Raw genomic sequence first — 20,542 nt, 5'->3', positions numbered from 1 at the left:
ATCATCGCTGGTTCACACGACATCAGTGGTTGTCTCATCCGGCCGCTTATGAGGCGGTCTTCCATGCAGACGCGCACCGCTTGAACCCGTGCCACAAGCCCGGCAGAGAGCATCCGAACAATTTTTTGCCGAAAATTGCAAAGGACTGAAATGAACATGCCCAGCGCGGAATTCCACGCAGACAGCAATTCATCTGCCGCACCCGAAATGATCGGGGCGGAAATTCTCGTTCACGCACTTGCCGAAGAAGGCGTCGAGTACGTCTGGGGCTACCCCGGCGGCGCAGTGCTGTATATCTACGACGAGTTCTACAAGCAAAAGAAGATCGAGCACATCCTGGTGCGCCACGAGCAGGCCGCGGTTCATGCCGCAGACGGCTATGCGCGTGCGACCGGCAAGGTGGGCTGCGCCCTGGTGACCTCCGGTCCCGGCGTCACCAATGCGGTGACGGGCATTGCCACGGCCTACCTGGACTCGATCCCGATGGTGATCATCACCGGCAATGTGCCGACGCACGCCATCGGGCAGGATGCTTTCCAGGAATGCGACACGGTCGGCATCACCCGCCCCATCGTCAAGCACAACTTCCTGGTCAAGGACGTCCGCGATCTCGCTTCGACCATCAAGAAGGCGTTCTATATCGCCGCGACCGGCCGTCCTGGCCCGGTTGTCGTCGATATTCCCAAGGACGTTTCCCGCAATTCCTGCAAGTACGAGTACCCCAAGTCGATCGACATGCGCTCGTACAGCCCGGTGAACAAGGGCCATTCGGGCCAGATCCGCAAGGCGCTCGCGCTGTTGCAGGGCGCCGAACGTCCGTTCATCTACGCAGGCGGCGGGGTGGTGCTGGCCAACGCCAGCGAGGAGCTGCGCCAGCTTGCCGCGCTGACCGGCCATCCGGTCACCAACACGCTGATGGGTCTCGGCTCGTTCCCTGGCACCAGCAAGCAGTTCGTCGGCATGCTCGGCATGCACGGCACGTATGAAGCCAATATGGCCATGCAGAACTGCGACGTGCTGATTGCCATCGGCGCCCGTTTCGACGACCGCGTGATCGGCAATCCGGCTCACTTCACCTCGCAGCCGCGCAAGATCATCCATATCGACATCGATCCGTCTTCCATCTCGAAGCGGGTCAAGGTCGACATTCCCATCGTGGGCCACGTCAAGGATGTGCTGCAGGAACTGATCGCGCAGCTGCAGGCCAGCGACGTGAAGCCCAAGCGCGAGGCCCTGGCCAAGTGGTGGGAGCAGATCGAGCAGTGGCGTTCGGTGGACTGCCTCAAGTACGACCGCGAATCCGAGATCATCAAGCCGCAGTACGTGGTGGAAAAGATCTGGGAACTGACCCACGGCGACGCCTTTGTCTGCTCGGACGTGGGCCAGCACCAGATGTGGGCCGCGCAGTTCTACAAGTTCAACGAGCCGCGCCGCTGGATCAATTCCGGCGGCCTGGGCACGATGGGCGTGGGCCTGCCGTACGCGATGGGCATCAAGAAAGCCTTCCCCGAGAAGGAAGTGGTGACCATCACCGGCGAAGGCTCGATCCAGATGAACATCCAGGAACTGTCGACCTGCCTGCAGTACGACACCCCGGTGAAGATCTGCGCGCTCAACAACCGCTATCTCGGCATGGTGCGCCAGTGGCAGGAAATCGAGTACGACAACCGCTACTCGCACTCCTACATGGATGCGCTGCCCGACTTCGTCAAGCTGGCCGAGGCCTATGGCCATATCGGCATGCGCATCGAAAAGACGGCCGATGTCGAGCCCGCCCTGCGCGAAGCGTTCCGCCTGAAAGACCGTACCGTGTTCCTTGATTTCCAGACCGACCCGACTGAAAACGTGTGGCCGATGGTGCAGGCCGGCAAGGGTATCTCCGAAATGCTGCTTGGCGCGGAGGACCTGTAATGCGACATATTATTTCGGTCCTGCTGGAAAATGAACCCGGCGCGCTGTCGCGCGTGGTTGGCCTGTTCTCGGCGCGCGGCTACAACATCGAGACGTTGACGGTGGCACCCACCGAAGACGCTTCGCTGTCGCGCATGACCATCGTCACCAGTGGTTCGGACGACGTGATCGAGCAGATCACCAAGCACCTGAACCGCCTGGTGGAAGTGGTCAAGGTGGTGGACCTGACCGAAGGCGCGCACATCGAGCGCGAGCTGATGCTCGTCAAGGTGCGCGCGGTGGGCAAGGAGCGCGAGGAAATGAAGCGCACCGCCGACATCTTCCGCGGCCGCATCATCGACGTTACCGAGAAGACCTACACCATCGAGCTGACCGGCAACGGCGGCAAGCTGGATGCCTTCCTCGACGCCATCGACCGCGCCGCCATCCTCGAGACCGTCCGTACCGGCGGCTCGGGCATTGGCCGCGGCGAGCGCATCCTGAAGGTCTGAACCCGATTGCAGTATCCAGCGGCGGCGCCGGTGCCGGCACTAGCCGGGCGGTAGCCGCCAACCCGACACACGAAAACGAAAGATCGAAGGAATTATCATGAAAGTGTTTTACGACAAGGACGCCGACCTCTCCCTGATCAAGGGCAAGAACGTCACCATCATCGGCTACGGCTCGCAAGGCCACGCCCACGCGCAGAACCTGAACGACTCCGGCGTCAAGGTGACGGTCGGCCTGCGCAAGAGCGGCGCATCGTGGAACAAGGCCGTCAACGCTGGCCTGCAAGTCAAGGAAGTGGCCGACGCCGTCAAGGACGCCGACGTTGTCATGATCCTGCTGCCGGACGAGCAGATCGCCGACGTGTACAAGAACGAAGTGCATGACAACATCAAGCAAGGCGCAGCGCTGGCCTTCGCCCACGGCTTCAACGTGCACTACGGTGCCGTGATCCCGCGCGCCGACCTCGACGTGATCATGATCGCGCCGAAGGCCCCGGGCCACACCGTGCGCTCGACCTACGCCCAAGGCGGCGGCGTGCCCCACCTGATCGCCGTGCACCAGGACAAGTCCGGCGCCGCCCGTGACATCGCCCTGTCGTACGCTACCGCCAACGGCGGCGGCCGCGCCGGCATCATCGAAACCAACTTCCGCGAAGAAACCGAAACCGACCTGTTCGGCGAACAGGCCGTGCTGTGCGGCGGTACGGTGGAGTTGATCAAGGCTGGCTTCGAGACGCTGGTGGAAGCCGGCTACGCGCCGGAAATGGCTTACTTCGAGTGCCTGCACGAACTCAAGCTGATCGTCGACCTGATCTATGAAGGCGGCATCGCCAACATGAACTACTCGATCTCCAACAACGCCGAATACGGCGAATACGTCACCGGCCCGCGCGTCGTGACCGAGGAGACCAAGAAGGCCATGAAGCAATGCCTGACCGACATCCAGACCGGCGAATACGCCAAGAGCTTCCTGCTGGAAAACAAGGCCGGCGCCCCGACCCTGATCTCGCGCCGCCGCCTGACGGCCGAGCACCAGATCGAGGAAGTGGGTGCCAAGCTGCGCGCCATGATGCCCTGGATCGCAAAGAACAAGCTGGTCGACCAGTCGAAGAACTAAGCTGTATTGCAGCCCGACGGCCCGCCGCTACTGACGGCGCGGGCCGCAGCCGTTCAGTATTCCGCGCAATATCCCCGCTTCGAGGGGTTATTCGGGCGGGGACTGAACGGCTTTTTGTTATCCTTGTCAGACTTTATTCCTCTATCCAAGCACTGCATGAACTATCCTCATCCGCTGATCGCCCGTGAAGGCTGGCCGTTCCTGGCCGGCGCCTTTGTCATCTCGCTGCTGGTGCAGGTCAGCGCTGGCTTCTGGTGGGCCTTGCCGCTGTGGATCATTACGCTGTTCGTGCTGCAGTTTTTCCGCGATCCGCCGCGGCCCATCCCGGCCCAGCCGAACGCAGTCCTGGCTCCCGCCGACGGCCGTATCGTGGTGGTCGAGAAGACCATGGATCCCTACGCAGGACGGGAGGCCCTGAAGATCAGTGTCTTCATGAACGTGTTCAACGTACACTCCAACCGCGTCTCCGTGGATGGCAAGGTAGAGAAGGTCGAGTATTTCCCCGGCAAGTTCGTCAACGCCGACCTCGACAAGGCCTCGCTGGAGAACGAACGCAACGCTGTGGTCATCCGCCGTGCCGCTGACGGCAAGGTGGTGACGCTGGTACAGGTGGCTGGCCTGGTGGCCCGCCGAATCCTCTGCTACACCCGGGTTGGCGAAACGCTTTCGCGTGGCCAGCGCTACGGGTTCATCCGCTTTGGCTCGCGCGTCGACGTCTACCTGCCGGTGGATGCACGCCCGCGCGTCACCATTGGCGAAAAAGTGTCGGCCTCGTCGACCATCCTGGCCGAACTGGATTAATCCGGCCAGGCCGGAATACACCGGACCCACTGGAGAACAGGCATGGGTGCTTTCAACCGACGCAACAAGCGCGTTAGCAATGGCAACGTGACGAACTTGCGTCCTTTCCGCCACAATCAGCTGCGCGGCAACGAACCCGACGACTTCGACGACGAAGCCGGCGACGATCACGATATCGAGTATGTGCGCCCGCGCCGGCGCGGTATCTACCTGTTGCCCAACGCGTTCACCACGGCGGCGCTGTTCGCCGGGTTCTTCGCCATCGTGCAGGCCATGAACATGCGCTTCGACAGCGCGGCCATCGCCATCTTCGCCGCCATGGTGCTGGATGGCATGGACGGCCGCGTGGCGCGCATCACCAACACGCAGAGCGCGTTCGGCGAGCAATATGACTCGTTGTCGGACATGACCTCATTCGGGGTTGCGCCGGCGCTGGTGATGTACGAGTGGATCCTGCACGACCTGGGCAAGTGGGGATGGATCGCCGCGTTTGTCTACTGCACGTGCGCGGCACTGCGGCTGGCACGTTTCAACGCCAACATCGGCGTGGTCGACAAGCGCTTCTTTCAGGGGCTGCCCAGCCCGGCGGCGGCGGCGCTGGTGGCCGGCTTTGTCTGGCTGGTGATCGACAACAAGCTGCCGGTGAAGGAACTGTGGATGCCGTGGGTGGCATTCGGCATCACGCTGTATGCCGGGCTTTCGATGGTCTCCAACGCGCCGTTCTACAGCGGCAAGGCGCTCGATGTTCGCTACCGCGTGCCCTTCGGCATGATGGTGCTGGTGTTGGTGCTGTTTGTTGTGGTCTCGACGGATCCGCCGGTGGCGTTGTTCGGGCTGTTCGTGGCATACGCCATTTCCGGTTACCTGCTATGGGGCTGGCATGCGTTGCATGGCAAGCCGGCAGGCATCCGGACGGCGCGGGACGGCGGGAATGAACGTTCCTGACGGCAGGTCAGTAAAGAGGCGCTACGGCGCCTTTTTACTTTTTGTTTTCCAGAACTCTGCGCTGTCTGGCCCGCAAGGCCGGGGCGCAGGCTAGCGGTGCGGTTTGCCGTGGTTTGCTGTATCCACTGTTGTCCACTTATCACTGACCAACTGGAGGTTCTCATGGGCATGCTCGACTTCATCAAGGAAGCAGGAGAGAAACTGTTCGGCGGCAGCGCAGCCAAGGCCGCGCCGGCCGATGCACCGTCGGCGGACGTCGACGCGGCCAACCGCGCGGCTGGCGATGCCATCGAGGGCTACATCAAGCAGATGAACCTGGATGCCACCGGGTTGATGGTGCAGGTTGACGGTGCACAGGCGCTGGTGACGGTGTTCGGCGTGGCGCCGGATCAGGCGACCCGCGAGAAGATCGTCCTGTGCTGCGGCAATGTCCAGGGTGTGGAGAAGGTCGAGGACAAGATGTCGGTCAATGTCGACTCGATCGAGTCGACATGGCATACGGTGGTCAAGGGCGACACTTTGTGGGCGATTTCCCAGACGGCCTATGGCAACGGTGCGCTATACACCACCATTTTCGAGGCCAACCAGCCCATGTTGTCGCATCCGGACAAGATCTATCCCGGCCAGAAGCTGCGCATCCCGCCCAAGGCCTGACGCCTGGCATCCCAGGGGCAGGGCGCCCCTGGGGCCTTTCTTCCCGGCGATCACCCCGATTCACGCGATCATATTGCACACGCCCGGCATCTCGGCTATAGTCGCTGACATGATTTCGCGCCAAGCCCTACTCGCCCGCACCATTCTAGGTGGCCTACTAGGTCATCAGGTCGGGACGCGTTTGCGCTGAGGGAAGCCAAGACCCTCGCGCCAAGTCACACAGGATTCATAAAACGCCCCGGCCTGCATCACTGCACGCCGGGGCGTTTTGCATTCAGCACCAATACAGCAGCACAGCAAAACAAGACGGCGAATGCCGAGACAGCAACTTGATTCGCCAGATACAAAGATAAGCCCAGGAGCCCCACTCATGTCCGACAAACTCATTATTTTCGACACCACCTTGCGCGACGGCGAACAGTCGCCAGGCGCCTCCATGACCCGCGAGGAAAAGATCCGCATCGCGCGGCAGCTGGAGCGCCTGAAGGTCGACGTGATCGAAGCCGGCTTTGCGGCCAGCTCCAACGGCGACTTTGAAGCGATTCGCTCCATCGCGCAGGTCGTCAAGGATTCGACCATCTGCTCGCTGGCCCGCGCCAACGACCGCGATATCGCGCGCGCGGCGGAGGCGCTGAAACCGGCCAACGCCTTCCGCATCCATACCTTCATCGCCACTTCGGCGCTGCATATGGAAAAGAAGCTGCGCATGACGCCGGACCAGGTCTATGAACAGGCCATCCTGGCGGTACGCTTTGCGCGCCAGTTCACCGACGATATCGAGTTTTCGCCCGAAGACGGCAGCCGTTCGGACATGGATTTCCTGTGCCGCGTGCTTGAAGGCGTGATTCGTGAAGGCGCTAGCACCATCAACCTGCCGGATACCGTGGGTTATGCCGTGCCGGAGGGCTATGCGGGGCTGATCCGCTCGGTGCGCGAGCGCATCCCCAATTCCGACAAGGCCATCTGGTCCGTGCATTGCCATAACGACCTCGGCATGGCGGTGGCCAACTCGCTGGCAGCGGTCAAACTCGGCGGCGCGCGCCAGGTCGAGTGCACCATCAACGGCCTGGGCGAGCGCGCCGGCAATACCAGCCTGGAAGAAGTGGTGATGGCGGTGAAGACGCGCCGCGACTACTTCGACCTCGACGTCGGTGTGGACACCACGCAGATCGTGCCGGCCTCCAAGCTGGTATCGCAGATCACCGGCTTCGTGGTGCAGCCCAACAAGGCCGTGGTCGGCGCCAACGCGTTCGCCCATGCTTCGGGTATCCACCAGGATGGGGTGCTGAAGGCGCGCGATACCTACGAGATCATGCGCGCCGAAGATGTGGGCTGGACCGCCAACAAGATCGTGCTGGGCAAGCTCTCGGGCCGCAACGCCTTCAAGCAGCGCCTGCAGGAACTCGGCATCGAACTGGAAAGCGAGAGCGAAGTCAACGCTGCTTTCACTCGCTTCAAGGAACTGGCCGACCAGAAGTCCGAGATCTTCGACGAAGACATCATGGCCATCGTTTCCGACGAGGCACACGACGTCAACGAGCACTTCCGCTTTATCTCCCTGTCGCAGCACTCCGAAACCGGCGAGCGCCCGCATGCGCGCGTGGTGTTCAATATGGACGGCCAGGAGCTGACCGGGGAAGGCGAGGGCAACGGTCCGGTCGATGCCACGCTGCACGCGATTGAAGGCAAGGTCAACAGCGGCGCCGAACTGGTGCTGTATTCCGTCAATGCCATTACCGCCGGCACGCAGGCGCAGGGCGAGGTAACGGTCCGCTTGTCCAAGGGTGGGCGCATCGTCAACGGCGTGGGCACCGATCCCGATATCGTGGCCGCTTCGGCCAAGGCCTACCTGGCTGCCTTGAACAAGCTGCACGACAAGGCCGTGCAGAAGATCAACCCGCAGATCTGATCCCGATCTGACCGGTAAGCCCGCGGCCTAGGCGGCAGCGGGGCTTTAATCGGCCCGCCGCGTTCCCACGAGGACGACGGCGGGCGTTTTGCGTTCCGCGCACGCTCCACGATCGGCCCCGCTCACACCTCACCGGCGCTGGTCAGGCCCGTTGGCGAGGGGGCGGGCGTGATCTGGTATATAGAACAGCAGTTCGGCAAGCCCCGCGAGCCCAAGCAGGCAACTGGCCGTCAATGTTCAATTTCCATTTCGATGGCGGCGGCGTGCTGCGCCACGACCTCCGCCTGATAGAGTTCGTCCTCTGGCTCGAAGACCCGGTGGCGGAGCAGGGCAGCAAGAACGGTGCGTTTCGAAGCACGCTGGAGCCGATGACTCTCGCCCCCTTCGCGCAGCGCTTTCACTTCAACTGGACGAAGCACTGGCAAAAGCTCTGGTGCTAGCGTCCGCGCGCCGGTATGCGCCGGCTTGGGGCCGAATACAGGAGCCGGCGACCGCTGGTCCTGCGTTCTCCCCTTCAACTTCCTCTATTTTTGCCGCCGCTTGGGCTATTCTCGCTCAATTCCGCGTTTTGCCGCGAAGGTGCGCCCATTTGCCTCTGCCTGCTCCCTGGCTTACCATGCAGCGCTTTAGCGGGAGGTCTCTCGATGTGGTGTAAACGATGGCTGGCAGCTTGCTTGCTCGCGGTAGCGGCAGGGGCCGGCGCGCAGGAGCCGATCCGTCTCGGCATGATCGAGGGGTTGTCCGGTCCCTTTGCCAACGCGGGCGATGCCGTTGTGCGCAACCTGCGGATTGCCATCGATCGCGTCAACGCGCGTGGCGGCGTCAAGACTGCCGAGGGCCCGCGTCCCTTTGAACTCGTTACCTTCGATAGCAAGGGCAATGTCGACGAGAGCCTGATCCAGTTGCGCGGCCTGGTGGACAGGAATATCCCCTTTGTCCTGCAAGGCAATAGTTCGGCGGTGGCTGGCGCGCTGGTGGGCGCCATCAATCGGCACAACGCGCGCCAGCCCGAGGCGCGCGTGCTCTTTCTCAACTATTCCGCGGTCGATCCCGCGCTGACCAACGAAAGCTGCAGTTTCTGGCATTTCCGCTTCGATGCGAGTGCAGACATGCGCATGCAGGCGCTGACCGAGGTCATCCGCGCCGATACCAGCGTGCGGCGCGTGTACCTGATCGACCAGGATTACAGTTTTGGCCATCAGGTGGCTCGTTCGGCACGCGAGATGCTGGCCGCCAAACGCCCTGAGCTGCACATCGTGGGCGATGAGTTTCATCCGATCGGCAAAATCAAGGATTTCGCCCCATATATCGCCAAGATCAAGGCCAGTGGCGCGGACGCCGTGATTACGGGCAACTGGGGCAACGATCTCACGCTGATGGTCAAGGCAGCGCGCGAAGGCGGACTGAAAGCCAAGTTCTACACGTTCTATGGCAACGGCCTGGGCGCGCCGGCGGCCATGGGCGATGCCGGGGTCGGGCGGGTGCTGGCGGTGGCCGAGTGGCATCCGAACGTGGGCGGCGCGGCTTCGGATGCGTTCTACCAGGCGTTCCGGGCGCGCTACCCGGAGCCCAAGGACGACTACGTGCACCTGCGCATGCAGATGATGGTGGAGATGCTGGCCCGGGCGATCGAGAAGGCAGGGTCGACGGATGCCGTCAAGGTGGCGCGGGCGCTCGAGGGTATGCGCTATGTCAACGATTTTCATGAGGCGACTATCCGGGCCGATGACCATCAGGTGCTGCAGCCGCTTTATGTTTCCGTGATGGAGCGGCAGGGCGGGGATGTGCGGTTCGATAACGAAGGATCGGGGTATGGGTTCCGGACTGTCAGGAAGCTGAAGTCCGCCCAGACTACACTGTCCACCAGTTGCAAGATGGAGAGGTTTTAGCGGGGATTCGGCGGGGGCAACCAGCCCGCAACCGGGCAAATTCCATCCCCATCCCAATTTCCGCTATAATCGCCGGCTGTCACGGCCAACCGGTTGCTCAATCGGTCCGGCCAGGACGGAAATTGCCTGACAGCAACATCAAAGGCACGACGCATACGGCACATTCCGCGCTGTAGCGTTCGCAAGTGAAAAGGAAATCACCATGGCAGTAGCCGAAATCAACAGCAAGACCGAAGTCATCAAGCAGTTCGCACGCGCCGCCAACGACACCGGTAGCCCGGAAGTCCAGGTTGCCCTGCTGACCAACCGCATCAACGAACTGACCCCCCACTTCAAGGCCAACATGAAGGATCACCACAGCCGCCGCGGTCTGCTGCGCATGGTGAGCCGTCGTCGTCGCCTGCTGGACTACCTCAAGGCCAACGATGCCGACCGTTATCGTTCGCTGATCGAGAAGCTCGGCCTGCGTAAGTAAGCAGTCAGGATCGTCCGGATGGCAGCACGAATGGATGCACTGCACGCCTTCGCGTGAGCCACGAATGCCTGCGTCAGCCCCGCTGATGCAGGCATTTTGTTTTTGCGGCCGGAAGGTCGATGCCTTGAATCGCTTAAAGTGATTTTTATTTCACTTGATGGCGCCATGCCCCCCGGGCTGGCGCCCGTTGCGCCAAGACGTGCAACGGAGTAAGTTACTTCGTTCTTTAGCTTTTTCTGCAGTGATTCGTCTGCAGTCATTCAAATACCGGAGTCGGGCAAGGAAACGGGGTTTTGTGTCATTCCAGGGCGGTATCCACCTGAGCACCAACTGAGCAGGTGCCGCACTGGAATGGCATAGCACTTCCCTGCAACTGCGACCGACGATGATCCGGCAGTTCGCCCGCGGCTGCTAACGCGGGCGTTGCACAAGCGTGCAAGCGCGAATTAAAGGAACGCTCATGACCATGTTCAATAAGATCGTCAAGGAATTCCAGTGGGGCCAGCACAAGGTGCGCCTGGAAACTGGCGAGATTGCCCGCCAGGCTGGCGGTGCCGTGATCGTCGACATTGAAGACACCGTGGTGCTCGCCACCGTTGTCGCTGCCAAGTCGCCCAAGGCCGGCCAGGACTTCTTCCCGCTGACCGTCGACTACATCGAAAAGACCTACGCCGCCGGCAAGATCCCCGGTGGCTTCTTCAAGCGTGAAGGCCGTCCGTCGGAAAACGAGACGCTGACCTCGCGCCTGATCGACCGTCCGCTGCGCCCGCTGTTCCCGGAAGGTTTCTATAACGAAGTGCAAGTGGTCATCCACGTGCTGTCGTTGAACCCGGAAGTGCCGGCGGATATCCCCGCCCTGATCGGCGCGTCGGCTGCCCTGGCAGTGTCGGGCATTCCGTTCAGCGGCCCGGTCGGCGCAGCGCGCGTTGGCTACAAGGACGGCCAGTACCTGCTGAACCCGACCCGCTCGCAGATCGCCGCATCGGAACTGGACCTCGTGGTTGCCGGTACCGAGCGCGCCGTGCTGATGGTGGAGTCGGAAGCCCGCCAGCTGTCGGAAGAAGTGATGCTGGGCGCCGTGGTCTATGGCCACGAGCAAATGCAGACCGCCATCAACGCCATCCATGAGCTGGTGCGCGACGGCGGCAAGCCGGAGTGGGACTGGACCGCCGCACCGAAGAACGAAGCGCTGATCGCCAAGGTTGGCGAGATCGCCCTGCCGCTGCTGCAGGACGCCTACCAGCTGCGCCAGAAGTCGGCGCGCAGCCAGAAGCTCAAGGAAGTCTACGCCTCCGTGACGGCCAAGCTGGCCGAAGCCGGCGTGGAAGCCGACAAGGTCGAAGTGGGCAACGTGCTGTTCGACATCGAAGCCAAGATCGTGCGCAGCCAGGTGCTGTCGGGCGAGCCGCGCATCGATGGCCGCGATACCCGCACCGTGCGCCCGATCGAGATCCGTTCGTCGGTGCTGCCGCGCGCCCACGGCTCGGCCATCTTCACCCGTGGTGAAACCCAGGCGCTGGTGGTTGCCACGCTGGGCACCAAGGGCGATGAGCAGATCATCGACGCGCTCGCCGGCGAATACCGCGACCGCTTCATGCTCCACTACAACATGCCTCCGTTCGCCACCGGCGAAACCGGTCGCGTGGGCAGCCCCAAGCGCCGCGAAATCGGTCACGGCCGCCTCGCCAAGCGCGCGCTGATCCCGGTCCTGCCGAAGGATGACGAATTTGCCTACACCATTCGCCTGGTGTCGGAAATCACCGAATCCAACGGCTCGTCGTCGATGGCATCGGTGTGCGGCGGCTGCCTGGCACTGATGGACGCCGGCGTTCCGATCAAGGCGCACGTGGCCGGCGTGGCCATGGGCCTGATCCTGGAAGGCAACAAGTTCGCCGTGCTGACCGACATCCTCGGTGACGAGGACCACCTCGGCGACATGGACTTCAAGGTCGCGGGTACCGACAACGGCATCACGGCGCTGCAGATGGACATCAAGGTCCAGGGCATCACCAAGGAAATCATGCAGGTCGCGCTGGCGCAAGCCAAGGAAGGCCGCCTGCATATCCTGGGCAAGATGCAGGATGCGATGGGCCATGCGCGCACCGAGCTGTCGGAGCACGCACCGCGCATGATCACCATGAAGATCCATCCGGACAAGATCCGCGAAGTGATCGGCAAGGGCGGCTCGACCATCCAGGCGCTGACCAAGGAAACCGGCACCACCATCGACATCCAGGAAGACGGCACCATCACCATCGCCTCGACCTCGACCGATGGCATGGCCGAAGCCAAGCGCCGCATCGAAGGCATCACCGCGGAAGCCGAAGTGGGCAAGATCTACGCCGGCACCGTGCTGAAGCTGCTGGACTTTGGCGCCATCGTCAACATCCTGCCAGGCAAGGACGGCCTGCTGCACATCTCCGAGATCGTCAACGAGCGCGTCAAGGACATCAAGGATTGGCTCAAGGAAGGCCAGCACGTTCGCGTGAAGCTGATCCAGGCCGACGAAAAGGGCCGCCTGCGCCTGTCCCTGAAGGCTGCGCTGGCCGAAGAGGGTGGCAGCATCAGCCCGATCGCCAACACCAGCGAAGCACCTGCTGCTCCGGCCGCACCGGCTGCGCCGGCTGCGCCGACGACGCCTTCGGCGGATCAGCAACAGCAGTAAGCGTTTCGTAGTATCCGTAGCAGAGAAAGCGGCTGGCGATGTCCAGCCGTTTTTTTGTTTACACTGCCGCCAGTCCCGTCCGCCACCGGCGGCCCGCTCGGCCCGTTTGTAGTGCTGCGCGGCGGCAGAGCAGATCGATCCCCCGTCATGCGTGCGAGAGCCCGCCGCATGCGAAAAGCAAGGAGCAGCAATGCAAGCCATCGAAATCCGCGAATACGGCGCCCCCGAAGTCCTGCAACTGGCGCAACGTCCCGATCCCGTGCCCAAGGCGGGAGAGATCCTGATCCGCGTGAGCGCGGCCGGCATCAACCGCCCCGACGTATTCCAGCGCACCGGCAACTATCCTGTGCCGCCCGGCGCGTCCGACCTGCCGGGCCTGGAAGTGGCGGGGGTGGTTGCCGGCGGCGACCTGTCGCACACCGACAACCGCTTCGGCCTGAAGCTGGGCGATCGCGTCTGCGCGCTGGTGCAGGGCGGTGGCTACGCGGAGCTGTGCGTGGCCCCCGCGGCGCAATGCCTGCCGGTGCCGGCCGGCCTGTCGGATATCGAGGCGGCGGCATTGCCCGAGACCTTCTTCACCGTATGGAGCAATGTGTTCGATCGCGGCTACCTGGGCCGCGGCCCGCTGGGCAAGGATGAGACCCTGCTGATCCAGGGTGGCTCCAGCGGCATCGGCACGACCGCCATCCAGATTGCCAAGGCACTGGGCCACAAGGTCTTCGTGACGGCTGGCAGCGCAGACAAGTGCCGTGCCTGCGAGGAACTGGGCGCCGACCGCGCCATCAACTACAAGACCGAAGACTTCGTCGCCGAGGTCAAGGCCTTGACCGGTGGCCGCGGCGCGGACGTCATCCTCGACATGGTGGCCGGCCCCTACCTGGCGCGCGAGCTTTCCTGCGTGGCCGACGACGGCCGCATCGTGATCATTGCGCTGCTGGGCGGCGCAAAGGCGGAGATCCCGCTGGGCGACATCCTGCGCCGACGCATCACCGTTACCGGTTCGACGCTGCGTCCGCGCCCGGTTTCGTTCAAGGGTGAGATAGCGCAAGCACTGCACCAGCACGTCTGGCCGCTGCTGGCCGCGGGCAAGATCAAGCCGGTGATCCACCAGACCTTCCCGGCCGCCCAGGCGGCGGACGCGCATCGCCTGATGGAATCGAGCGAGCACATCGGCAAGATCGTCCTGACCTGGTAAGCGGGCGGAGCTGGGGCTGCGCGCCCCGGCGGGATGGCAGGGTAGGGCGGGCCCCGGGATCGCCTGGGCGCGGGAGCCTCCTGGCCGATTTCGGGCCCCTTCGGTGGCGTAGGGCCCTGGCCCGCGCTACAATAGCCGGTTTGATTGAGAGGGGCGCCCTGTGAGACAAAAGCTCGTCATCGGCAACTGGAAGATGCACGGCAGCCTGGCCGCCAACGCGGCCCTGCTGGAAGGTATCAAGGCTGTACCGGCACGTGCCCGCCTTGCGGTGTGTGCGCCGTTCCCTTACCTGGCACAGTGCCAGTCGTTGCTGGTCGGCTCCAATGTGGCCTGGGGCGCTCAAGACGTATCCGCCGAGGCGCGCGGTGCCTTCACGGGCGAAGTGGCGGCATCCATGCTGGCCGAGTTCGGTGTTTCGTACGCCCTCGTGGGGCATTCGGAGCGCCGCAGCTACCATGGCGAGAACGATGCCACGGTGGCGGCCAAGGCGCTGCGCGCACTCGAATTCGGCATCGTGCCGGTGGTGTGCGTGGGCGAGACCCTGGCGCAGCGCGAGGCCGGCGAGACCGAGGCGGTGGTTGGCCGTCAGCTTGGCGCCGTGCTCGAAGCGCTGTCGCTGGAGCAGCTTGGGCGTATCGTGCTGGCATATGAGCCGGTGTGGGCAATCGGCACCGGCAAGACCGCAAGCAGCGAGCAGGCCCAGGCCGTGCATGCCTTCTTGCGCGGCCAGGTGGCAGCGCGCGATGCAGGGGTTGCGGCTCGCATGGCCATGCTGTACGGCGGCAGCGTCAAGCCGGACAACGCGGCAGAACTATTTTCCATGCCCGACATCGACGGGGGGCTGATCGGAGGCGCCTCGCTGAAGTCGGACGATTTCCTCGCGATCGGCAACGCCTGAATGCCGGCCGCTCATAGGGTCTGATCAGGCAAGCGAATCGAACCAAATGGCAATTTTCAAAACTTTGTTGGTAGTGGCGCAGGTACTATCCGCGCTTGGCGTGATTGGCCTGGTGCTGCTGCAGCATGGCAAGGGCGCCGATGTCGGTGCGGCGTTCGGCTCGGGGGCCTCGGGCAGCCTGTTCGGCGCCACCGGCTCGGCCAACTTCCTGTCGCGTACCACCGCCGTGCTGGCGACGCTGTTCTTCATCTGCACGCTGAGCCTGACGCTGCTGGGCAACTATCGGCCGGCGGCATCGCTGGGTGTGATGGGCTCCGCGCCGCAGGTGGCACCGGCAGTGGCGGGGGCTTCGGCGCCTGCAGCCGCGGCTGCCGCATCGGGTGCCGCGGCCTCGAATTCGTCCGCGCCCGCAGTACCGAAATAATCAACCTGCCTTGTGTCTGATTCTTGAAGATTTTTGCAGTTGTGCATTGAACAAATCAGGAATTCTAGGTTAGAATACAAGGCTTGAAACGATCCCCCAGCGACGGGGCTCCAGCCAGGACAAAGCAGTCCCAGCCAGAGTTCCGAAGGGTGTAAAAACCCTGGGCCCTGAAAAGCCCGGCGCGAGGCAATATTGTTTCTCCCCCAGCCGACGTGGTGAAATTGGTAGACACGCTATCTTGAGGGGGTAGTGGCGAAAGCTGTGCGAGTTCGAGTCTCGCCGTCGGCACCAAACAACTTGATCGGGTTGTCCGTCCGGAGTGTATCCCGGATGGGCAGCCCGGCCAGTCCGCAAGGCGGCGTCGTAATTTCTACGGAATGGCGCTTGGGGTGGGCAACAGGACGCCGCTTACCGCTGGTGCTGTTGACAACATTCCAGATAAGGCTGGCCGTACCTTGAATCTCGAAGCCTACTTCCCCGTCCTCATCTTCATCATCTTCGGTGTCGTGCTCGGCATTGCACTGATGTCGATTGGCCGAATTCTCGGTCCCAACAAACCTGATCCCGCGAAGCTCTCTCCGTACGAGTGCGGCTTCGAAGCGTTCGAGGACGCGCGCATGAAGTTCGACGTGCGCTACTACCTCATCGCTATTCTTTTTATCCTGTTCGATCTCGAAACCGCCTTCCTGTTTCCCTGGGGTGTAGCCCTGCGGGATATCGGCTGGCCGGGTTTCTTCGCCATGGGCGTGTTTCTGCTGGAATTCATCGTGGGCTTCGTCTACATCTGGAAAAAGGGCGCGCTCGATTGGGAGTGATGTGATATGGCAATCGAAGGCGTTCTCAATGAAGGCTTCGTCACGACTACCGCTGACAAGCTGATCAACTGGACCCGCACCGGGTCGCTCTGGCCGATGACCTTTGGCCTGGCGTGCTGCGCTGTGGAAATGATGCATGCTGGCGCCGCGCGCTACGACATGGACCGCTTCGGCGTGATTTTCCGCCCGTCGCCGCGCCAGTCGGACGTGATGATCGTGGCCGGCACGCTGTGCAACAAGATGGCCCCCGCGCTGCGCAAGGTCTACGACCAGATGGCCGAGCCACGCTGGGTGATCTCGATGGGTTCGTGCGCGAATGGCGGCGGTTACTATCACTACTCGTATTCAGTGGTGCGTGGTTGCGACCGGATCGTGCCGGTGGATATCTATGTGCCTGGCTGCCCCCCCACGGCGGAAGCGCTGATCTACGGCATCATCCAGCTGCAGAACAAGATCCGTCGCACCAACACCATCGCGCGCAAGGGCTGACATGTCGAACCTCGATACTCTGAAGGCCGCGCTCGAAAAGGTACTGGGCAAGCGTATCCAGAAACTGGTGGAGGCGGTAGGCGAGATTACCCTTATCGTCAAGGCCGAAGACTCCGTCGAAACCGCGCTGATGCTGCGCGACGATCCGTCGCTGCGCTTCGAGCAGCTGATCGACGTTTGCGGCGTCGATTATTCCTCCTATGGCGACGGCGCCTGGGATGGTCCCCGTTTCGCCGCCGTGACGCACCTGCTGTCGGTGACGCACAACTGGCGTCTGCGCGTACGTGTGTTCGCGCCGGATGACGACGTGCCCGTGGTGCCGTCGCTGAATGACGTCTGGAACTCGGCCAACTGGTTCGAGCGCGAAGCGTTCGACTTCTATGGCATCGTGTTCGAGGGCCATAACGACCTGCGCCGCCTGTTGACCGACTACGGTTTCGTCGGCCATCCGTTCCGCAAGGACTTCCCGGTATCGGGCTATGTCGAGATGCGCTACGACCCCGAACAGAAGCGGGTGATCTACCAGCCCGTCACGATCGAGCCGCGCGAGGTAACGCCGCGCGTCATCCGCGAAGAGAATTACGGCGGCTTGCAGCACTGAGAACGCGCAATGGCAGATATCAAGAACTACACCCTGAACTTCGGCCCGCAGCATCCTGCGGCACACGGCGTGCTGCGCCTTGTGCTGGAGCTTGACGGCGAAGTGATCCAGCGCGCCGACCCCCATATCGGCCTGTTGCACCGTGCCACCGAAAAGCTGGCCGAGCAAAAGACCTGGATCCAGAGCGTGCCGTACATGGACCGCCTCGACTACGTGTCGATGATGGTCAACGAGCATGCCTACGTGATGGCCATCGAGAAGATGCTGGGTCTCGACGTGCCGGTCCGCGCGCAATACATCCGCGTGATGTTCGACGAGATCACGCGTCTGCTGAACCACCTGATGTGGATCGGCTCGCACGCGCTCGACGTGGGCGCGATGGCGGTGTTCCTGTACGCCTTCCGCGAACGCGAGGACATGTTCGACATGTACGAGGCGGTATCGGGCGCGCGCATGCACGCGGCCTACTACCGTCCGGGCGGCGTGTACCGCGACCTGCCGGACACAATGCCGCAATACAAGGCATCGAAGATCCACAACGAACGCGCCATCAAGGCCATGAACGAGGCGCGTTCGGGTTCGCTGCTGGACTTCATCGAGGACTTCACCAACCGTTTCCCGAAGTACGTCGACGAATACGAAACGCTGCTGACGGACAACCGGATCTGGAAACAGCGCCTGGTCGGCATCGGCGTGGTGAGCCCGGAACGCGCGCTGCAAATGGGCTTTACCGGCCCGATGCTGCGCGGCTCCGGCATCGAGTGGGACCTGCGCAAGAAGCAGCCCTACGAAGTGTATGACCGCATGGACTTCCAGGTCCCGGTGGGCGTGGGCGGCGATTGCTACTCGCGCTACCTGGTGCGTATCGAAGAGATGCGGCAGTCCAACGGCATCATCAAGCAGTGCATCGACTGGCTGCGCCGCAACCCCGGCCCGGTGATGACCGACAACCACAAGGTGGCGCCGCCTTCGCGCGTGGACATGAAGTCCAACATGGAAGAGCTGATCCACCACTTCAAGCTCTTTACCGAAGGCATTCACGTGCCGGAAGGCGAGACCTACGCGGCGGTGGAGCATCCCAAGGGCGAGTTCGGCATCTATGCGATCTCCGACGGCGCGAACAAGCCGTACCGCCTGAAGATCAGGGCACCGGGCTTTGCCCATCTTGCCGCCCTGGATGAAATGGCCAAGGGCCACATGATTGCGGACGCGGTAACGATCATCGGTACCCAGGACATCGTCTTCGGCGAGATCGACCGCTAATTGGTACCGCCGGCCCCGGACGACGATCCGGGCGCCCCTGGCAAGGACCCGAATCACGGTGTCCGGCCACGGGAAACCCGCGGTGGGCCCAGCATGCTGCGACATGCGGGCCGCAACGGCAGCGACGGCTGCAAACCTGCGGATGCGTGCCATGTGGCGGCGCAGTTCCGCAAATGACTCGGCGTATTACAGCAACGACCATGCTATCAGCAGAAGCTCTCAAGGAAATCGATCGCGCGATCGCCAAGTATCCGGCTGACCAGAAGCAGTCGGCCGTGATGGCGGCGTTGGCCGTGGCGCAGGGCGAAGTGGGCTGGGTCTCCCCGGAAGTCATGCAGTTCGTTGCCAGCTACCTCGACATGCCGCCGGTATGGGTCGAGGAGGTCGCAACCTTCTACAACATGTACGACACCAAGCCGGTCGGCAAGTACAAGCTGACCGTCTGCACCAACCTGCCGTGCGCACTCTCCGGCGGCGAACGGGCCGGCGACTACCTCAAGCAAAAGCTGGGTATCGGCTATAACGAAACCACCCCGTGCGGCACCTTCACCCTGAAGGAAGGCGAGTGCATGGGCGCCTGCGGCGACGCACCGGTGATGATCGTCAACAATACCCGCATGTGCAGCCACATGAGCGACGCCAAGCTGGACGCGCTGGTGGACGAGCTCAAGGGCACCGCCAAGGGGGACAAGTAACATGACCTCTCTGCACGACCGCCACATCAAGCCGCTGATCCTGGCCGGCCTCGATGGCAGCAACTGGCACTTCGAAGACTACGTCAAGCGCGGCGGCTATCAGCAGCTCAAGCGCATCCTGACCGAGAAGATCACGCCCGAGCAGGTGATCGCGGACGTCAAGGCCTCGGGCCTGCGCGGCCGTGGCGGCGCAGGCTTCCCCACCGGCCTGAAGTGGAGCTTCATGCCGCGTCAGTTCCCCGGCCAGAAATACCTGGTCTGCAACACCGACGAGGGCGAGCCAGGTACCTTCAAGGACCGCGACATCATCCGCTACAACCCGCATGCGCTGATCGAAGGCATGGCCATCGGTGCGTACGCGATGGGCATCACCGTGGGCTACAACTACATCCACGGCGAGATCTGGAACGAATACAAGATCTTCGAGCAGGCGCTCGAAGAGGCGCGCGCGGCTGGCTTCCTGGGTGACAACATCCTGGATTCGGGCTTCAACTTCCAGTTGCACGCCCACCACGGCTACGGCGCCTACATCTGTGGCGAGGAAACCGCGCTGCTCGAATCGCTGGAAGGCAAGAAAGGCCAGCCGCGCTTCAAGCCGCCTTTCCCGGCCAGTTTTGGCCTGTACGGCAAGCCGACCACCATCAACAACACCGAGACGTTCGCCGCGGTGCCGTTCCTGCTGTCGATCGGGCCGGAAAACTACCTGAAGATGGGCAAGCCGAACAACGGCGGCTCCAAGATCTTCTCGATTTCCGGCGACATCGAGCGTCCCGGCAACTACGAGATCCCGCTGGGCACGCCGTTCGCGACCCTGCTGGAACTCGCTGGCGGCATGCGCGGCGGCAAGCGCATCAAGGCAGTGATCCCGGGTGGCTCGTCCGCCCCGGTGGTGCCGGGCGACATGATGATGGCGTCCGACATGGATTACGACTCGATCGCCAAGGCCGGCTCGATGCTGGGCTCGGGCGCGGTGATCGTGATGGACGAGACGCGCTGCATGGTTCGCTCGCTGCTGCGTCTGTCGTATTTCTACTTTGAAGAATCGTGCGGCCAGTGCACGCCGTGCCGTGAAGGCACCGGCTGGCTCTACCGCATGGTGAATCGTATCGAACACGGAGAAGGGCGCCAGGAAGACCTGGACCTGCTCAATAACGTCGCTGAAAACATCATGGGCCGCACCATCTGCGCGCTCGGTGATGCGGCAGCGATGCCGGTCCGCGGCATGCTCAAGCACTACTGGAAAGAGTTCGAATATCACGTCGAACACAAGCAGTGCATGGTTCCGGCCTACTCTTAAGCGTGGCAGAA

General features: G+C 62.8%; 20 protein-coding genes and 1 tRNA gene. All 21 read left to right on the top strand.

Annotation, left to right across the window (positions count from 1 at the left end; all coding sequences use genetic code 11):
* The first annotated feature begins 150 nt into the window (after positions 1-150).
* Positions 151-1,911 (top strand): acetolactate synthase 3 catalytic subunit, encoded by a 1,761-nt coding sequence (locus AC1DS6_RS15475; protein WP_035868748.1) that lies wholly within the window; start codon positions 151-153, stop codon positions 1,909-1,911.
* The gene (gene ilvN / locus AC1DS6_RS15470) at positions 1,911-2,402 is read left to right on the top strand and encodes an acetolactate synthase small subunit (RefSeq protein WP_035868746.1); all 492 of its coding nucleotides are present in this window, start codon (positions 1,911-1,913) and stop codon (positions 2,400-2,402) included. Before AC1DS6_RS15475 ends, ilvN begins: the two co-directional genes overlap by 1 nt.
* A gap of 97 nt (positions 2,403-2,499) precedes the next feature.
* Positions 2,500-3,516: a ketol-acid reductoisomerase gene (ilvC, locus tag AC1DS6_RS15465; protein ID WP_043344720.1), complete on the top strand. Its 1,017-nt coding sequence runs from the start codon at positions 2,500-2,502 to the stop codon at positions 3,514-3,516.
* 156 nt (positions 3,517-3,672) lie between these two features.
* Positions 3,673-4,317, top strand: a complete 645-nt coding sequence (locus tag AC1DS6_RS15460) for a phosphatidylserine decarboxylase (RefSeq protein WP_035868739.1) — start codon at positions 3,673-3,675, stop codon at positions 4,315-4,317.
* Positions 4,318-4,359: 42 nt separating this feature from the next.
* On the top strand, positions 4,360-5,262 hold the full coding sequence (pssA, locus tag AC1DS6_RS15455) for a CDP-diacylglycerol--serine O-phosphatidyltransferase (RefSeq protein ID WP_477102672.1): 903 nt from the start codon (positions 4,360-4,362) through the stop codon (positions 5,260-5,262).
* A 162-nt stretch (positions 5,263-5,424) separates the two neighbouring features.
* Positions 5,425-5,916 (top strand): peptidoglycan-binding protein LysM, encoded by a 492-nt coding sequence (gene lysM, locus AC1DS6_RS15450; RefSeq protein ID WP_441630161.1) that lies wholly within the window; start codon positions 5,425-5,427, stop codon positions 5,914-5,916.
* 370 nt (positions 5,917-6,286) lie between these two features.
* Entirely contained in the window at positions 6,287-7,825 is a 1,539-nt protein-coding gene (locus tag AC1DS6_RS15445; protein ID WP_441630159.1) for a 2-isopropylmalate synthase, read from the top strand.
* Between the two features lie 233 nt (positions 7,826-8,058).
* Positions 8,059-8,265, top strand: coding sequence for a hypothetical protein (locus AC1DS6_RS15440; protein ID WP_441630157.1), 207 nt, complete (start codon positions 8,059-8,061; stop codon positions 8,263-8,265).
* A gap of 204 nt (positions 8,266-8,469) precedes the next feature.
* On the top strand, positions 8,470-9,714 hold the full coding sequence (locus tag AC1DS6_RS15435) for a branched-chain amino acid ABC transporter substrate-binding protein (RefSeq protein WP_441630155.1): 1,245 nt from the start codon (positions 8,470-8,472) through the stop codon (positions 9,712-9,714).
* Positions 9,715-9,916: 202 nt separating this feature from the next.
* Complete coding sequence (gene rpsO, locus AC1DS6_RS15430) at positions 9,917-10,189, top strand: 30S ribosomal protein S15 (RefSeq protein ID WP_035868720.1); 273 nt, start codon at positions 9,917-9,919, stop codon at positions 10,187-10,189.
* Between the two features lie 460 nt (positions 10,190-10,649).
* The gene (gene pnp, locus AC1DS6_RS15425) at positions 10,650-12,854 is read left to right on the top strand and encodes a polyribonucleotide nucleotidyltransferase (RefSeq protein ID WP_276285619.1); all 2,205 of its coding nucleotides are present in this window, start codon (positions 10,650-10,652) and stop codon (positions 12,852-12,854) included.
* Between the two features lie 190 nt (positions 12,855-13,044).
* Entirely contained in the window at positions 13,045-14,049 is a 1,005-nt protein-coding gene (locus tag AC1DS6_RS15420) for an NAD(P)H-quinone oxidoreductase (protein ID WP_441630151.1), read from the top strand.
* A 160-nt stretch (positions 14,050-14,209) separates the two neighbouring features.
* Positions 14,210-14,947, top strand: a complete 738-nt coding sequence (gene tpiA, locus AC1DS6_RS15415; protein ID WP_441630149.1) for a triose-phosphate isomerase — start codon at positions 14,210-14,212, stop codon at positions 14,945-14,947.
* A gap of 46 nt (positions 14,948-14,993) precedes the next feature.
* A complete protein-coding gene (gene secG / locus AC1DS6_RS15410) occupies positions 14,994-15,371 on the top strand; it encodes a preprotein translocase subunit SecG (RefSeq protein WP_045238150.1) in 378 nt (125 codons plus the stop codon).
* A 206-nt stretch (positions 15,372-15,577) separates the two neighbouring features.
* Positions 15,578-15,662: transfer RNA gene (locus AC1DS6_RS15405), tRNA-Leu, on the top strand.
* A 164-nt stretch (positions 15,663-15,826) separates the two neighbouring features.
* Positions 15,827-16,186, top strand: a complete 360-nt coding sequence (locus tag AC1DS6_RS15400) for an NADH-quinone oxidoreductase subunit A (protein WP_006156838.1) — start codon at positions 15,827-15,829, stop codon at positions 16,184-16,186.
* Between the two features lie 6 nt (positions 16,187-16,192).
* The gene (locus AC1DS6_RS15395) at positions 16,193-16,675 is read left to right on the top strand and encodes a NuoB/complex I 20 kDa subunit family protein (protein ID WP_006156837.1); all 483 of its coding nucleotides are present in this window, start codon (positions 16,193-16,195) and stop codon (positions 16,673-16,675) included.
* A gap of 1 nt (position 16,676) precedes the next feature.
* Complete coding sequence (locus AC1DS6_RS15390; RefSeq protein ID WP_045238149.1) at positions 16,677-17,276, top strand: NADH-quinone oxidoreductase subunit C; 600 nt, start codon at positions 16,677-16,679, stop codon at positions 17,274-17,276.
* A 9-nt stretch (positions 17,277-17,285) separates the two neighbouring features.
* Positions 17,286-18,539 carry an NADH-quinone oxidoreductase subunit D gene (locus AC1DS6_RS15385; protein WP_441630146.1) on the top strand — a complete coding sequence of 418 codons (1,254 nt, stop codon included), beginning with the start codon at positions 17,286-17,288 and terminating at the stop codon, positions 18,537-18,539.
* 200 nt (positions 18,540-18,739) lie between these two features.
* Entirely contained in the window at positions 18,740-19,234 is a 495-nt protein-coding gene (gene nuoE / locus AC1DS6_RS15380; protein ID WP_035868701.1) for an NADH-quinone oxidoreductase subunit NuoE, read from the top strand.
* A gap of 1 nt (position 19,235) precedes the next feature.
* Positions 19,236-20,531, top strand: a complete 1,296-nt coding sequence (nuoF, locus tag AC1DS6_RS15375) for an NADH-quinone oxidoreductase subunit NuoF (RefSeq protein ID WP_441630144.1) — start codon at positions 19,236-19,238, stop codon at positions 20,529-20,531.
* The last annotated feature ends 11 nt before the right edge of the window (positions 20,532-20,542 follow it).

The sequence above is a fragment of the Cupriavidus sp. 05L310 genome (assembly GCF_056398185.1).
Note: the sequence above shows the minus strand (reverse complement) of the source record. Positions and strands in the feature narration are given on the sequence as shown.

Bases quoted from the DNA above. Each gene is read 5' to 3' on its own strand.
- AC1DS6_RS15435 (WP_441630155.1), top strand. From the start codon at position 8,470: ATGTGGTGTAAACGATGGCTGGCAGCTTGCTTGCTCGCGGTAGCGGCA.
- nuoE (WP_035868701.1), top strand. From the start codon at position 18,740: ATGCTATCAGCAGAAGCTCTCAAGGAAATCGATCGCGCGATCGCCAAG.
- AC1DS6_RS15440 (WP_441630157.1), top strand. From the start codon at position 8,059: ATGTTCAATTTCCATTTCGATGGCGGCGGCGTGCTGCGCCACGACCTC.
- nuoF (WP_441630144.1), top strand. From the start codon at position 19,236: ATGACCTCTCTGCACGACCGCCACATCAAGCCGCTGATCCTGGCCGGC.
- pssA (WP_477102672.1), top strand. From the start codon at position 4,360: ATGGGTGCTTTCAACCGACGCAACAAGCGCGTTAGCAATGGCAACGTG.
- AC1DS6_RS15395 (WP_006156837.1), top strand. From the start codon at position 16,193: ATGGCAATCGAAGGCGTTCTCAATGAAGGCTTCGTCACGACTACCGCT.
- pnp (WP_276285619.1), top strand. From the start codon at position 10,650: ATGACCATGTTCAATAAGATCGTCAAGGAATTCCAGTGGGGCCAGCAC.
- AC1DS6_RS15475 (WP_035868748.1), top strand. From the start codon at position 151: ATGAACATGCCCAGCGCGGAATTCCACGCAGACAGCAATTCATCTGCC.
- AC1DS6_RS15385 (WP_441630146.1), top strand. From the start codon at position 17,286: ATGGCAGATATCAAGAACTACACCCTGAACTTCGGCCCGCAGCATCCT.
- AC1DS6_RS15420 (WP_441630151.1), top strand. From the start codon at position 13,045: ATGCAAGCCATCGAAATCCGCGAATACGGCGCCCCCGAAGTCCTGCAA.
- secG (WP_045238150.1), top strand. From the start codon at position 14,994: ATGGCAATTTTCAAAACTTTGTTGGTAGTGGCGCAGGTACTATCCGCG.
- AC1DS6_RS15445 (WP_441630159.1), top strand. From the start codon at position 6,287: ATGTCCGACAAACTCATTATTTTCGACACCACCTTGCGCGACGGCGAA.
- AC1DS6_RS15390 (WP_045238149.1), top strand. From the start codon at position 16,677: ATGTCGAACCTCGATACTCTGAAGGCCGCGCTCGAAAAGGTACTGGGC.
- AC1DS6_RS15460 (WP_035868739.1), top strand. From the start codon at position 3,673: ATGAACTATCCTCATCCGCTGATCGCCCGTGAAGGCTGGCCGTTCCTG.
- lysM (WP_441630161.1), top strand. From the start codon at position 5,425: ATGGGCATGCTCGACTTCATCAAGGAAGCAGGAGAGAAACTGTTCGGC.
- rpsO (WP_035868720.1), top strand. From the start codon at position 9,917: ATGGCAGTAGCCGAAATCAACAGCAAGACCGAAGTCATCAAGCAGTTC.
- ilvN (WP_035868746.1), top strand. From the start codon at position 1,911: ATGCGACATATTATTTCGGTCCTGCTGGAAAATGAACCCGGCGCGCTG.
- ilvC (WP_043344720.1), top strand. From the start codon at position 2,500: ATGAAAGTGTTTTACGACAAGGACGCCGACCTCTCCCTGATCAAGGGC.